This window comes from Alteromonas sp. ABH4_456 (assembly GCF_056160645.1).
Window position 1 is genome coordinate 15,975 of record NZ_JBSWXO010000006.1, and the last position, 14,598, is coordinate 30,572.

12 protein-coding genes are annotated in these 14,598 nt (G+C 48.7%); 4 read left to right on the top strand and 8 right to left on the bottom strand.

Translation table 11 applies throughout. From position 1 onward, the window contains the following. The first annotated feature begins 29 nt into the window (after nucleotides 1–29). The 3 genes from serA (at nucleotide 30) to ACXAG2_RS10970 (ending at nucleotide 3,388) form a co-directional block, all read left to right on the top strand. Nucleotides 30–1,259: a phosphoglycerate dehydrogenase gene (gene serA / locus ACXAG2_RS10960; protein ID WP_119502144.1), complete on the top strand. Its 1,230-nt coding sequence runs from the start codon at nucleotides 30–32 to the stop codon at nucleotides 1,257–1,259. A gap of 208 nt (nucleotides 1,260–1,467) precedes the next feature. After that, the gene (locus ACXAG2_RS10965) at nucleotides 1,468–2,583 is read left to right on the top strand and encodes a hypothetical protein (RefSeq protein ID WP_474866932.1); all 1,116 of its coding nucleotides are present in this window, start codon (nucleotides 1,468–1,470) and stop codon (nucleotides 2,581–2,583) included. A 1-nt stretch (nucleotide 2,584) separates the two neighbouring features. Beyond that, nucleotides 2,585–3,388: a substrate-binding periplasmic protein gene (locus ACXAG2_RS10970; protein WP_474866935.1), complete on the top strand. Its 804-nt coding sequence runs from the start codon at nucleotides 2,585–2,587 to the stop codon at nucleotides 3,386–3,388. Between the two features lie 77 nt (nucleotides 3,389–3,465). Here ACXAG2_RS10970 and ACXAG2_RS10975 read toward each other — a convergent pair whose 3' ends face one another. The 7 genes from ACXAG2_RS10975 to ACXAG2_RS11005 form a co-directional block, all read right to left on the bottom strand. Beyond that, nucleotides 3,466–4,215 carry a DUF481 domain-containing protein gene (locus ACXAG2_RS10975; RefSeq protein ID WP_474866937.1) on the bottom strand — a complete coding sequence of 250 codons (750 nt, stop codon included), beginning with the start codon at nucleotides 4,213–4,215 and terminating at the stop codon, nucleotides 3,466–3,468. Between the two features lie 172 nt (nucleotides 4,216–4,387). Beyond that, nucleotides 4,388–5,209 (bottom strand): DUF481 domain-containing protein, encoded by an 822-nt coding sequence (locus tag ACXAG2_RS10980; protein WP_474866940.1) that lies wholly within the window; start codon nucleotides 5,207–5,209, stop codon nucleotides 4,388–4,390. A 59-nt stretch (nucleotides 5,210–5,268) separates the two neighbouring features. Continuing rightward, a complete protein-coding gene (locus ACXAG2_RS10985; RefSeq protein WP_474866943.1) occupies nucleotides 5,269–6,093 on the bottom strand; it encodes an HDOD domain-containing protein in 825 nt (274 codons plus the stop codon). Nucleotides 6,094–6,191: 98 nt separating this feature from the next. After that, nucleotides 6,192–6,482: a DUF1289 domain-containing protein gene (locus ACXAG2_RS10990; protein WP_474866946.1), complete on the bottom strand. Its 291-nt coding sequence runs from the start codon at nucleotides 6,480–6,482 to the stop codon at nucleotides 6,192–6,194. Between the two features lie 106 nt (nucleotides 6,483–6,588). Next, nucleotides 6,589–7,299: an SIMPL domain-containing protein gene (locus ACXAG2_RS10995; protein ID WP_474866948.1), complete on the bottom strand. Its 711-nt coding sequence runs from the start codon at nucleotides 7,297–7,299 to the stop codon at nucleotides 6,589–6,591. A 150-nt stretch (nucleotides 7,300–7,449) separates the two neighbouring features. Continuing rightward, nucleotides 7,450–10,617, bottom strand: a complete 3,168-nt coding sequence (locus ACXAG2_RS11000) for an efflux RND transporter permease subunit (protein ID WP_474866951.1) — start codon at nucleotides 10,615–10,617, stop codon at nucleotides 7,450–7,452. Further along, nucleotides 10,617–11,855 carry an efflux RND transporter periplasmic adaptor subunit gene (locus ACXAG2_RS11005; protein WP_474866954.1) on the bottom strand — a complete coding sequence of 413 codons (1,239 nt, stop codon included), beginning with the start codon at nucleotides 11,853–11,855 and terminating at the stop codon, nucleotides 10,617–10,619. The genes ACXAG2_RS11000 and ACXAG2_RS11005 overlap by 1 nt, the downstream gene beginning before the upstream one ends. Before the next feature lie 130 nt (nucleotides 11,856–11,985). Between ACXAG2_RS11005 and ACXAG2_RS11010 the strand changes: the two genes are divergently transcribed. After that, entirely contained in the window at nucleotides 11,986–13,053 is a 1,068-nt protein-coding gene (locus ACXAG2_RS11010) for a LysR family transcriptional regulator (protein WP_303572906.1), read from the top strand. A 78-nt stretch (nucleotides 13,054–13,131) separates the two neighbouring features. Here ACXAG2_RS11010 and lpdA read toward each other — a convergent pair whose 3' ends face one another. Continuing rightward, on the bottom strand, nucleotides 13,132–14,550 hold the full coding sequence (gene lpdA / locus ACXAG2_RS11015) for a dihydrolipoyl dehydrogenase (RefSeq protein ID WP_474842882.1): 1,419 nt from the start codon (nucleotides 14,548–14,550) through the stop codon (nucleotides 13,132–13,134). Nucleotides 14,551–14,598 lie beyond the last annotated feature (48 nt).

A 14,598-nucleotide genomic window follows, 5' to 3' on the forward strand; every position in this document is an offset into this window, starting at 1 on the left:
TTGCAACCAACTATTCGAGATGTGAGGCAATGAGTAAAGTATCCCTACCCAAGGACAAGATCCGTATATTGCTACTGGAAGGCGTTCACCAAAGTGCCGTTGAAACCTTAAACAGTAACGGTTACACCAATGTTGAGTATCTGAAGACCTCCCTGTCAGAAGAAGATCTCATCGAAAAAGTGAAAGATGTTCACTTTATCGGCATCCGTTCACGTACTCAGATCACTGAAGCCGTGGTTCAGGCCGCTGAAAAGCTGGTTGCTGTAGGTTGCTTCTGTATCGGTACCAATCAGGTAGATTTGAAAGCCACTCAGTTTAAAGGTATTCCTGTATTCAATGCGCCGTTTTCTAACACCCGTTCTGTTGCAGAACTGGTGCTGGGCCAGTTAATTCTTCTTCTTCGTGGCGTACCGTCAAAGAATGCCAAAGCCCATCGTGGTGAGTGGGAAAAGAGTGCTGTCGGCTCGTACGAAGCCCGCGGTAAAACGCTGGGTATCATTGGTTACGGCCACATTGGTACACAGTTGAGCATTCTTGCTGAGCACCTGGGCATGCGCGTTCAGTTCTACGACATTGAAGACAAGCTGGTACTGGGTAACTCTGTGCAGGTGAAATCACTGGATACCCTTCTGGCGACATCTGACGTTGTTTCTCTGCATGTTCCTGAAACGCTGTCTACTAAAGACATGATTGGCAAAGCAGAACTGTCGAAAATGAAAAAAGGCGCCATTCTTATCAATGCGTCCCGTGGTACTGTTGTTGATATCGATGCACTGGTTGAAGCCATGGAAAGCGAACACCTTGCCGGTGCCGCTATCGATGTATTCCCGGTTGAGCCGAAATCGAATACTGAAGAATTCGAATCGCCGCTGCGTCAGTTCGATAACGTGATCCTTACCCCACACGTGGGAGGCAGCACACAGGAAGCGCAGGAAAATATCGGGATTGAAGTAGCCGGTAAACTGGCGAAATACTCTGACAACGGTTCAACTCTGTCTGCAGTGAACTTCCCTGAAGTATCCTTACCGGATCACCCCGGCCGTTCACGCTTACTGCACATCCACGAAAACCGTCCGGGTGTTCTGAACCAGATTAACCAGACATTCGCAGAAAAAGGCATCAACATTGAAGCTCAGTACCTGCAAACTGTTGCTGATATCGGTTACGTAGTTGTTGATGTGGAAGCAAATAAAGCCGATGAAGGTCTGGCCCAGCTGCAAAACATTAAAGGCACAATTAAAACCCGTCTTCTGCACTGATCCCTTAAAAAGGATTATGTTCAAAATCAAATCCGGTGTCTCTGTACACCGGATTTTTTATCTCTTCTGATCACGCCTTTCTCAGTTAAATCCTGCTCTGTTTGATCTCAGCGTTGTGCTGCCGTGTATCTTTTCTGTGACACAAAAATTTAACACCTGCTACGTTGAGCCATGATGGCGCACGTATTCAACCTCAGGGCTTTTAAGCATGATGAGAAGAAACGCACTGTGCATGACGTTAGGGATAACCGCCTTGTGTGGTCCCGTCACAGCAGCAGAAGATAACTTTAACCTTGGCGGTCATGTGAGAGTCAATTACGGTCACCGTGACTGGCAGGCGCCGGCAATACGGGACGGACTGGAATTTGAATCAATCAAACTCACCGTCGATGGAAAATTCGATGATTTTTCCTATAAAGCTGACTACCGGTGGTATGAAAATACTGATTTCGATACGGTCCGCTATGCCGATCTGACCTGGCACTACGACGAATACCTGGATGTCACCGGCGGTATCACTAAAGTCCCCTTCGGCCTGTTACCTTTCGCTTCAAACAGCTTCTGGTTCTCCGCCAATTACTATATTGGTTTTGAAGATGATTATGATGCAGGAGTTGTTGCCCGCTATAAACGGGGTCCGTTTACGGTTCACGCCGGATATTTCCTGAATGATGAATACAATAATGCCACCCGCTTTGGCCGCTATTCCTTTGACGTCGCTGATGACGGCGAATACCGTAATCAGGAAGACGGCCAGTACAACCTGCGGGTAAACTACGAAGCCAGACTGCTTCCCCGCTCCACCACCGACATCGGAGTATCGTTTCAGCAGGGTGACATATTTAATTTTGATACACAGGATAGCGGAGATATGACCGCTTATGCTGTACACCTGCGCCATAACCAGAAACCCTGGAAAGTAGAGCTGCAGTATCTGGATTACCGTTATGACCTGGCAGCCCCGGAAGGACAACTTCATGACCGGCTGGCCCTGTCTTCGTTTGAAGCGCCATTCCTGATGGCCAGCGAAGGTCAGTCGTATATGGCTAACCTGGCTTACAGCTTGCCTTTCACTGTCGCTTCTTTAGAGGATATTACCTGCTACAGTGAATATTCCCGCGTGGAAGGAGACTCAGAAGCTGGCAGCGACAGTACACAGTGGGTAAACGGATGCAGCTTCGGCTGGTCTAAATTATTCGTATATGTCGACAGTATTCAGGGCAAAAACATGTGGTTTTCCGGCGGGTCCGGCATGGGGTTAAACTTCAACGATGATCCGCAATCCACACACCGCCTGAACATCAGCCTGGGAGTATATTTCTGATATGTTATCACTACGACTTATAAAAACAGCGCTGCTGACCGCCGCGTTGTTACCCGCCGCAGCCATGGCTCACACCTGGATGACGGTGAAAATTGCCACCACGGAATACGCACCGTATACCTCTGAAGAGATGGAACACAACGGCTACATGAATCACATCATCAGCGAAGTGTTTCTGGAAACAGGTGTACGGGCTGAGTTTATTTACGTTCCCTGGGAAGACGCACTGGAAGGTGCAGAGAATGGCGAATATGACGCCATTTCATACGGCAACTATGTGCGGGATCGGGAAAAGACCTTCTGGCACAGCGAGCCGGTCACCTCAGAAAGCCTGGTTTTCTACGTCAACAATGAATCCGGTCCCGACATGTGGTCAGGACTGAATGATTTGAATGACTACACCATGGGTGTCACGAAAGACTACCTGTACAATAACGAACTGTCCCGATACATCAAAGAAGGCAAGAACATCAGTACGGCAGACAGCGACGATGAGAATTTCGACCATCTGATCGAAGGCGACACAGATATTTTCCCTATCGATGAATTAACCGGCTGGTATCTTCTGCAACGTGATTTCAGCGAGGCAGAACGGGATGAAATTCACCAGATAAGTCCGCTGGTTTCTACTGTCACCACTCACCTGCTGGTACCTAAAAACAAAGAAAAGCGACTGGTGCTGGAGCTGTTTAACAGAGGCCTGAATAACCTGAAAGAAAAAGGTGAACTGGACCGTTTCAAACGCCTGCTCAGAGAAGGGTATTATCAGACACCGGAGAAGCCGGTGAACTTTGACAGAAGATAATCTGAAGGTATTGAGTAACTCCCACAAAAAAGCCCTGTAAATCAGGGCTTTTCATGTTCATTCACAACGGATAAGGCTTAGAAGAAGCTGTATACCAGTGTTACCGCTGTGGCAGTATCAAGCTTTTCAACGCCTTCGTTTACACGGGAGTTGTGGTCCAGTTTGACTGAAAGTTTCATCGACAGGTTACCGCTGATAGTGGCCGTCAGTGCAGACTCTGCACGTGACTTGGTGTTTTCATCACCCACTTCCGTACTCACTGTCTGAGAAAATTTCGCTGTATCAGAAATCAGCCATTCGAATGCACCGGAAGCACGAACGATGAAACTGTTTTGTTCAACATCTTCCTGTGTTTCTGCCCAGGAGTAACCAGGACCGATTGAATACTCTAAAGACGTTGTGTCGTTCTGCCAAACCTTCTGGTTCCAACCGGCAGCGACAGTAGACTGGTAGTTATAGCTGCTGAAACGGTCATCTTCGTATGAGGCGAAGCCGAATAAGCGGTAATCAGGATTTTCCAGCTTGTAGTTACCCTGACCTGAAGCAAAGAATTTCTGTGCAGAAGTACGTTCTACGTCTTCGCCAGTGTCGTCGTCAGTTACCGTTTCTTTCTTATACAGACCTTCAACTGTGTAGTCGTTACTCCACTTTTCCAGTTCCTGATGGCCTTCTAAAGACGCGTTAATAGACGCGGTTTCCGTGTTACCGGAAGTAAAGATGAAACCTAATCCACCTTCCAGAGTAAACGGTTTAGCATCATCTTGTGCCAGTGCAGAAGTGGTACCCATTGCGCTGAGCACAGCGACAGCTAAAAGTTGCTTTTTCATTTGCATTCCTAAAATATGTGTTTCCATGATACCAGTATTGAACAGACTCCGTTCAGGCCGGCAAAGCGTATATCATCCATGATAGTGATTGTTCCCCATCCAAAAGCCCGGTAGCCATCCTGATGGCCCGGCCAGATGCGCGCTGTCTTCAGCGTCGTCGCTTTATTATTCTTCAGAAAAAACGGTAAACCACAGAGACTGTGGTTTCCGTATTTACACTTTTTACATCTTCGAGAGGTTCGGTTTCATAAGCCAGATTGAATGCAAGTTTCATGGCTAGCGAATCAAATAAATTGGCTGATAAAGCGGTGACTGATTTGGTTTTAATATTATCAGCTCCGATCTCTGCACTCATAAACTGACGAAGCTGTGCCCCCGTGTTCCACTGATACTGATACTCACCTGACGCTCTTGCAATCAGGCCATTATTCACATTGGTTTCAGTACCCTCTTCCACCCCGACGAAAGCATAACCCGGGCCTACGCTGTAACGAAATGAACTTTCATCCTCGTTCCACAATCGCTGAGACCAACCTGCTGCCAGTGAGGACCGGTACTTATAACCGTTAAACCGGTCATTCTCATAATCAGCGTACATGAAAGTACGTTGTCCGGGCGTCATAAGTTTATAATCAAATTGCGCATAACCAAAAAAACGCTGAGCGGTAACTTCACTGGTGGTTTCACCGTCATCGTTTTCTGTTTTGCTTTGCTTGTACAGCATTTCTGCGAAGTAGTTATTATTCCATTTCGCAGTTTCATGTTCAGAATGTAAGGCCGCTTTCAGGGAATTAGCATTGGTATTCCCTGACGCAGACAACAGACCAACTTCTCCGTCCAGGGTAAAGCGGGGCTGCCCGCCATCACCCACTTCGTCGAAGTCGGAATGATATAAAGTTTGTATAAGATTCCGGTCGGCGGCCATGGCGCCGGTGATGCTGCCGGAAAATAAGGCAACAACGACCAGTAATCTCGCAGTAAACGGATTTAACATGGGTTTTAATATTTTTATTTAGCGCACTGTTATGAACCGTCCGTGGCGACCTTGTTTTTCTACAGGATTAGCGCAGATACCTTTTCAGCCTCAGCATTTGTCCAGGCTATCGCGTTATCCATCGTTTCTCCTTCAACCAACAACGTATTGGCCATTTCCGGCGTGAAAAGTTCAATATCGCCGTACTCCGGTTCCATGATTTCCCGAATTGTAACCCGCATTGAACACGCCAACAAACCTATATCCGCCTCTTCAGCGTATTTCCTGGTATTGTGAACATATTTTACCGGGAAAAACAGAGGAAGAGGCAAGCGCCATTGCTCCATAATTTCCCCGGAACAGGCTGCAAAGGTAAAACCGAAGTGCTTCTCCTGCTTTTCCCATAGTAAGTCACCGGACTTATCTTCAAGATATGCCAGATAAAGTTCAGGGTCTTCTTTGGCCACCACCAGTTCGCTGAAATGGCAGAGAATGCCCATCACGAAGAACCGTTCACTGCCGCGGATATTTGACTGTTTGGCCAGCGTTTTGGCCAGTAGCCCGTTGTAAACTGACTTATACCAGTGCTTGTCCAGCCGGATATGAGCACTGTTGAAGTGCTTGAACGCTGTATTCGCTGTTTCTGCTACCACAAGGTTGTACAGCGCCTCGCCCCCGATAACACTGACCGCTTTGGCGATGGAATCAATCTGGGAAGGAAAGCGGAATAAAGCGCTGTTAGCCAGACGGAGAATTTTTACCGTCAGCGACGGATCAACGGCAATGAGCTTCGCCAAATCATCCATGTCGCTGCGGTGATCATCCAGTACGTTCCGGATTTTCAGACAAATATTCGGGAACGTAAAAGACTGTGTGGCGTAACTGACGTACTTTTCCATCGACATGAGTAACCCTTGTTTATTTCTTGATTTTGAGTATAGCAACTTATTGTAAATACGGGAGAAAACGCGATACGGACAACAGCCTGATTGCTGTGACCATGTTACTGCTTCCCGTTGTCGGAAAATAAAGATTGTTGCTGAGGTTCTTCAACCGTTGCCTGCCCGCCATCCTCGGGCTGTTGTTGCCGCAATGCCATGGCTTTACGTTTCTGGCAGGCTTTAATCACGGTACGTCTGGCGGCGTCATTTATCTGCAGCCAGTGAAAACGCTCGTCGCGGGTACGGTAACACCCCAGACAATAGCCTTTCGGACCGGCCTGACAAACACCAATACAGGGACTGGGTACAGCAAAAATTTCCATCTGTTCAGGATGGTTTACTTTTACTGCCATGAAGCCCCCGTTTGCCAGGTGTGCAACCCCATACGGCCGCACCATTATTCCAGGCAGTTAGTGTAGACGCTATGCCGTGTGCACCGCAATCTGAACATCGTATCAGTTAGTCGGTTAGGGTATATTCTATGGTTGAAACAACCCTGACTTTTTTGATGTGCGGTTGATGCGCATCCCGTGGCGTAATGGTGAACTGCCCCTGATTAGCCCGCTTAATTTTACCTATCCTGCTTTGAGAGTCCCGGGCGAACTTCTCAGCCACTTCCCTGGCATTTACTGTTGCCTCTTCAATCATGTCAGGCTTCACCTCATTCAACCGGCTGAATACATATTGAGGCTGAGCATCCCACTGCTGATTAGAAAACACGATACCTTGTTTAACGAGATCAGAAATATCGGGCATGGCTTTTCTTACCACTTCTACATCGGTTGAGTACACGGTTACGGTCTGGCTGGCACTGTACCTGAATTCCACCCTGTTATCGCCGCCGTACTGTTGCGCAAGCTTATCGGTGATCACCGGCTGATTAAAGCTGATGTCGTCAGCGCTAATGCCGCTGGTTGTAAGGAATGCGGTAATTTTATCTGAATGGCTTTCCAGCGTGTCATAGAGTGCTGAGAGATCATTGCCGGCTTCAGTAAACTGTATCGGCCAGATCACCTGGTCTGCCGGATATTCCCGTTCTGACAACCCCTTCACGGTGACAACTCTGTCCCAGGTTTTAAAATCCACCAGCGCCGTTGCCAGCTGGCCTCCCAGCACGGCAAATGCGATAACAAGTCCTGTGCCAATAATAGCGGCAGCTGCTTTACTCATAGTTTTCCTTTTTCTTGTCTGGCGTTGATTCATCAATGCTCTGAGGATACGTAATGAAAAAGGCATTACTACGATCAAATTGTGATGAATTGTGTCTTTAACATAAAAAAGCCGCCCGGGGAGGACGGCAAAAGGAGTCCCACGTCGGGTCTAAGCTGTGTGGGACTGCGCCTGAGACGTTAAGGCGGGTGCCGGTTTACGGTTCCGGCGTAGCAGGTAATAAAACACGGGGGTCAGTACCAGGCCAAAGAAAGTCACACCAATCATGCCTGAGAATACCGCGACGCCCATGGCCTGACGCATTTCTGCACCGGCTCCGGTCGAAATTACCATGGGCAACACACCCATAATAAAGGCAATGGATGTCATCAGAATGGGGCGCAAACGCAGGCGACATGCCTCTTTTACTGCTTCCAGCGCAGTGTGCCCTTCCTCTTCCAGTTCTTTAGCAAATTCAACAATCAGAATGGCATTCTTCGTGGCCAGACCAAACAACACAATGAGCCCGATTTGGGTGAAGATGTTGTTGTCTCCGCCGTAAATGCCCACACCGATTAACGCGCTGAGCAAAGTCATAGGCACGATAAGGATAATGGCCAATGGTAGCGACAAACTTTCATATTGTGCAGCCAGTACCAGAAACACCAGCAACACCACCAGCGGGAATACATACATGGATGCATCACCGGCCAGAATTTGCTGATAGGTTAATTCTGTCCACTCGTACGTCATGCCAATTGGCAGGGTTTCATCAAGGATTTTCTCGATAGCGACCTTCGCCTCATCACTGCTGAAACCGGGCATAGGGGCACCGTTGATTTCAGCGGTAACGTAGCCGTTATAGTGCATGACCCGGTCCGGTCCCGCAGTATGATTGATGTCTAAAAACGCGCCTAACGGAATCATTTCGCCCTGCGCATTGCGCACTTTAAACTGACGTATCTGTTCTGCATCCTGACGGAACTGAGAGTCTGCCTGCACGTTCACCTGATAAGTGCGTCCGAACAGGTTGAAATCATTCACATACACCGATCCTAAATAGGCTTGTAAGGTGTCAAACAACGTATCGATATTCACGCCCATTCCTATGGCTTTGGTGCGGTCCACGTCCACATCCAGTTGCGGCACGCTCACGCGGTAACTGCTGAATGTGTCGGTGAGTACCGGGTCTGCCCAGGCTTTTTGCACCACCTGCTGCGTGACTTCATTTAAGGTTTCAAAACCCAGATTACCGCGATCCTGCAATTGCAGACGGAAACCGCCGATTGTGCCTAAGCCCAGTACAGGCGGAGGCGGAAACACGGCGACATACGCTTCTTTAATTGCTGCGAACTTCTGGTTTAATTGCCCGGCAATTGCACCGGCAGTGAGCCCCTTCCCTTCCCTGTCAGCGAAAGGCTTTAACGGGAAGAACACTACACCGGAACTGGGGCTGTTGGTAAACCCGTTAATATTCAACCCCGGGAATGCCACGACATCAGACACACCATCCTGCTGCAACGCAATCGCGGACATCTGACGTACCACGTCTTCCGTTCTGTCCAGTGAAGACGCGTCAGGCAACTGGGCAAACGCAACCAGATACATTTTGTCCTGAGCCGGCACATAACCGGTAGGCGTACTGCTGAACTGCTGCCATGTGAGTGCCAGTAATCCTGCATACAGCACTATGATGATGCCGGATTTACGAATGAGAGAACCCACACCGGCAGTGTACGCTTTAGCACCACGGTCAAAGAAGCGGTTAAACGGATTAAACAACCATCCGCCCAGCGCCTTATCCGTGCCTCTGGTGAGCCAGTCTTTGGGTGCATCATGAGACTTTAACAACAAGGCCGATAATGCAGGGCTCAGCGTCAGCGAGTTGATGGCTGAAATCACCGTTGAAATGGTAATTGTCAGGGCGAACTGACGATAAAACTGGCCGGTGAGTCCGGACATAAATGCCGTAGGAATGAACACCGCCGCCAGTACCATGGTGGTGGCAATAATAGGCCCTGTCACTTCTTTCATGGCGATGGTTGTGGCTTCTACAGGCGAATGCCCGGCAGCGATATTCCGCTCGACGTTTTCAACCACAACGATGGCATCATCCACCACGATACCAATAGCTAACACCAGCCCGAACAGAGATAACGCATTTAATGAAAAGCCCATGAGTTGCATAAATGCAAACGTACCTACCAGAGACACAGGTACAGCAACCAGAGGGATAATGGATGCACGCCATGTTTGCAGGAACAGCACAACAACTAATACAACCAGTAATACCGCTTCGAACAGTGTATTCACTACGGCTTTAATGGAACCGCGCACAAAAACTGTGGGGTCGTACACAATGTCGTAGTCCAGGCCTTCCGGAAAGGCTTTTGACAATTCAGCCATGGTAGCGCGCACATCATCACTGATTTGAATCGCATTAGAACCGGGCGCCTGGAAAATAGGTAACGCAGCGGCCGGACGATTATTCAGTAACGAACGTAAGGTGTAGTAATCCGCCCCCAGCTCAATACGGGCCACATCTTTTAACCGTGAAATCTCACCGGACTCGCCGGTTTTAATGATGATGTCACCAAATTCACGTTCATCAAGTAAACGACCGCGAACGTTGATGAGTAACTGAAACTCGCTGCCACCGGCTGGCTGGGCACCAAGACTACCTGCGGCTGCCTGCTGGTTTTGTGCCTGAATAGCGGAAATCACATCACCGGCATTCATGCCAAGGGCGGCCACTTTATTCGGATCCAGCCAGACTCTCATGGAGTATTCCCCTGCACCGAATAAGCGCACTTCGCCCACACCATTAATACGGTTCAGTTCATCTTTGACATTTTGCTCAGCATAGTTCGACAAATACAGCATGTCATAACGGCTATCCGGCGATGTTAAATGCACAACCATGGTCAGGTTCGGCGAAGATTTCTCAGTCACCACACCCAGTCTCTGCACTTCCTGCGGCAAACGTGGCAATGCACGGTTAACCCGGTTTTGCACCAGTGTTGTAGCAGCATCGGGATCGGTACCGATTGCAAAAGTAATGGTCAGTGTCATTCTGCCATCAGAGTTAGCCTGAGAAGACATATACAACATATCCTCTACTCCGTTGATTTCCTGTTCTAACGGACTGGCTACAGTTTCTGCAATGATTTTAGGGTTGGCCCCTGGGTAATTAGCAGTGACCACCACGGTAGGCGGCACCACTTCGGGATATTCCGTTATGGGCAATTGCCACACGGCAATGGCACCGCCGATAAAAATCAGCAGTGACAACACCCCGGCAAATATAGGCCTGTGTATAAAAAACGTAGACAGATTCATTAACGACTTCCTTCAGGCGCATTCGCAGGTGATGCATTTGCGGCCAGGTCACTGTTCTGATTTATATTTTGCTGCCATACCTGCAACTGCTCGAAGGCTTCGCTGCTGTGCATGGATACTTCAGTGGGTGCAATAGTGGCACCGGGGCGGACGCGCTGCAGACCATTCACGACAATTTTGTCTGAAGGGAATAACCCGTCATCGATAAAGCGGAGCGCACCGACTTTGTCGCCTAGCTTCACAGCGCGGTAAGCCAGAACATTGTTTTCATCGACAACCAGAACAAACTTGTTGTTGAGATCGGTACCGATGGCGGTTTCATCAATTAAAATACGATCGCGGGATTCACCGCTAGCAAGACGCAGGTGAGCAAATAATCCCGGCACCAGACGGCCGTCAGTATTATCAAACACCGCCCGCACTTTGATTGTGCCGGTATTCGGGTTGACCTGGTTATCAACAAAGTCCAGTTGACCCCAGTGCTCAAATTTCTCAGAGTTACTCAGTTGCATAGCCACGGTCAGTTGATCAAGTGGCTGAGACACTTCAGGAGGCGCAGAGGTGTATGCAAGGTAAGTACTTTCATCAACATCAAAGTAGGCGTAAATGCGGTCGACTGAAACAATGCTGGTCAGTACGCTTTGACCGGCGGTGACATAGTTACCGGCAGTTATATTGGCACGGGAAACACGACCTGAAATAGGCGCTTCAACACGGGCAAAACCCCGGTTTAACTGCGCTAAATCTAACGCAGCACGGGTTGAAGACACGCTGGCTTCAGCCTGTTCAACTGCCGCCTGACGGGCATCAGCAATTTCTTTGGAAATGGCATTGGTGCGGCGCAATGACGCAGCCCGCTCTGAATCCTGCTTAGCTAAACGTAAGCGGCTTTGCGCATCTTCAAGTTGGGCAGATAAGCGGTCGACTTCAGCTTTGAACGCGCGGTTATCAATAAGAAACAGGGTTTGTCCCTGCTCAACCCATTCACCTTCTTCAAAGGCAACAAAGTCAATATACCCTGACACCCGCGGGCGCAGAGAAACTGTTTGCGGCGATTCAAGGCGACCGGTAAAAGTATCCCATTGAGCGATTTCCTGATGAATAACAGGCGCAATATCAACAGGAATGGCAGGCGCTGCTGTGGCAGCCTGATTAGCCGGGTTTGTTTCTTCTCCGCCGCAAGCGGTTAACAGAATGGTGACCCATAATGCTAAAGAGAATTTTATTAATGCAGACATGGTTGGCGATCTCGTTGAGTGTGGATGCTGCGCATTATGCACACCACCAATCAATAAAAATAATTATCTTTTTATATACAACACATCATTCCATGTAATATATTTATCGCAGGTTCACCGGAGTGCTGCTATGCGAACACAAGACTTAAATTTACTGATGATATTCGATGCCATCATGACTGAAGGCGCTATCACCCGCGCCGCTGACAGACTGGCAATGACACAGCCCGCTGTCTCCAATGCCCTGTCCCGTATGCGTTCGGCCTGGGGTGATGAGTTATTTGTTAAAGACGGCAGAGGTATACAGCCGACTTCTTTTGCCCGCAACTTATGGACACAGATTCAGGGCCCGCTGAGTCAGCTTGAAACCGCCGTGAACCCTACCGTATTTGATCCGGCCACATCGCAACGTACGTTTCGTATTGCTGCCACTGATACATTGGTAAAAATGATATGGGGTCCGCTCCGTCAAATCATCGAGCGGGAAGCGCCGGGTATTAATATTTTCGCGATTCCGAACCCGAACAGTGACAGTGAGAAAATATTAACTGACGCAGAGGCCGAACTCTCTGTGTGTAAGTACACAGCACCGAATTCAGTTATCCGTTCAGAGTTTCTGTTTGAGCCTAAGTATGTTGTTGTTATGCGCCCTGAGCACCCGCTGGCGAAAGAACGGTTAACGCTGGAAGAATTTGTCAATGCACAACACTTGTTAGTGTCTATTACCGGCGATACCACCGGTCCCACAGACCAGGTACTGAATAATTTAGGGTTGAGCCGCCGGATCGCCATGACGGTGAACGATTTTCACAATGTGCCGCCGTTACTTGAGCAGTCCGATCTTATCTGTGTGGCGCCGTCATTAGTAGTAGAGCACGATATTTTTGCCGGCCGCCTGGCCGTATTCGAAACACCGGTGGAAATTATGCCAACGCCTGTGTCCTTGTTATGGCATAAACGTCAGGACGTGGATCAGGGCCTGCAATGGTTGCGTCGTCATGTTGTCCGTATTATCCACGAACGCTGTGCACAACATGAAGCCAGATTGTCCCAGTGTTGCCGGAAAGGTTATTGTCCGGAGACAGTAAAATCGATGAAAGCCCGTCAGTCAGACAAGCAGTGTGAAGGCGGATTAACAGTGACTCCTAAACCGGTAAAATCCGTGGGCTCACCTTCCAAAGCCACCATGAGCAAATAATTCGGGACTTAAAACGTCAGTCGTAAAAAACAAAAAACGAGGCAGTTGCCTCGTTTTTTCATTCAGCTGTTAAACAACTTACTTTTTCTTCGCCTTAGGGTTAGGCAGGTCAGTGATGCTGCCTTCGAAGATTTCACACGCCAGACCGATTGACTCGTTCAGCGTCGGGTGAGCGTGGATAGTCAGACCTACGTCTTCTGCATCAGCACCCATTTCGATAGCCAGGCCGATTTCGCCCAGCATTTCACCGGCGTTGGTACCAACCATTGCGCCACCGATAACACGTGCAGTGTCTTTATCGAAGATCATCTTGGTCATACCGTTAGTTGCGTCAGACGCGATTGCACGACCAGAAGCTGCCCACGGGAATGTCGCAGTTTCGTAGTTAATGCCCTGTTCTTTCGCTTCTTTCTCAGTCAGACCAACCCAGGCAACTTCCGGCTCAGTGTAGGCAACTGAAGGAATGCAACGTGGGTCGAAGTAATGCTTCTTACCGGCAATAACTTCAGCAGCAACGTGACCTTCATGAACCGCTTTGTGCGCCAGCATAGGCTGACCAACCAGGTCACCGATTGCGAAGATGTGGTCAACGTTAGTTTTCATTTGCTTGTCTACGTTGATGAAACCACGCTCATCAACAGTAACGCCAGCCGCGTCAGCACCGATCAGTTTACCGTTAGGACGACGGCCAACCGCTACCAGCACTTTGTCGTAGCGAACTGCTTCTGAAGGTGCATTCTTACCTTCAAACGTTACATACAAGCCGTCATCTTTTGCTTCAACCGCGGTCACTTTGGTTTCCAGCATGATGTTGAACTTGTCTTTATAGTCTTTCATGAAGACTTTCATGATGTCTTTATCAGCAGCAGGGATTAACTGGTCAAGGAATTCAACCACGTCAATTTTCGCACCCAGTGCTTCGTAAACTGTACCCATTTCCAGACCGATGATACCACCGCCCAGTACCAGCATTTTTTCCGGAATATCTTTCATTTCCAGTGCGCCGGTTGAGTCGATTACACGATCGTCTTCAGGGATGAAAGGCAGAGATACCGGCTCTGAACCGGCAGCGATGATCGCTTTCTCAAAAGAGATGGTTGTTTTACCGTCTTTACCTTCTACTTCCAGGGTGTTTGCACCGGTAAATTTACCGTAACCCTGAACGTGTTTAACTTTACGCATTTTAGACATACCAGCCAGACCTTTTGTCAGTTGGCCAACAACACCGTCTTTGTACTCACGGATTTTGTCTAAATCGATTTTTGGCTCACCAAAGGTTACGCCGTGCGCAGACAAATGCTTGGCTTCTTTGATCACTTTAGCGACGTGCAGCAGGGCTTTTGAAGGGATACAGCCTACGTTCAAACATACCCCACCCAGTGTTTCACGGGCGTCTACGATGACGGTTTCGATACCTAAATCGGCTGCGCGGAAAGCGGCTGAGTAACCGCCGGGGCCTGCACCCAATACGACTAATTGCGTTTTAATTTCGCTCATTGTGACCTCAAATCTGTCCAAATATTTGATAAATATGCGTTACGGATT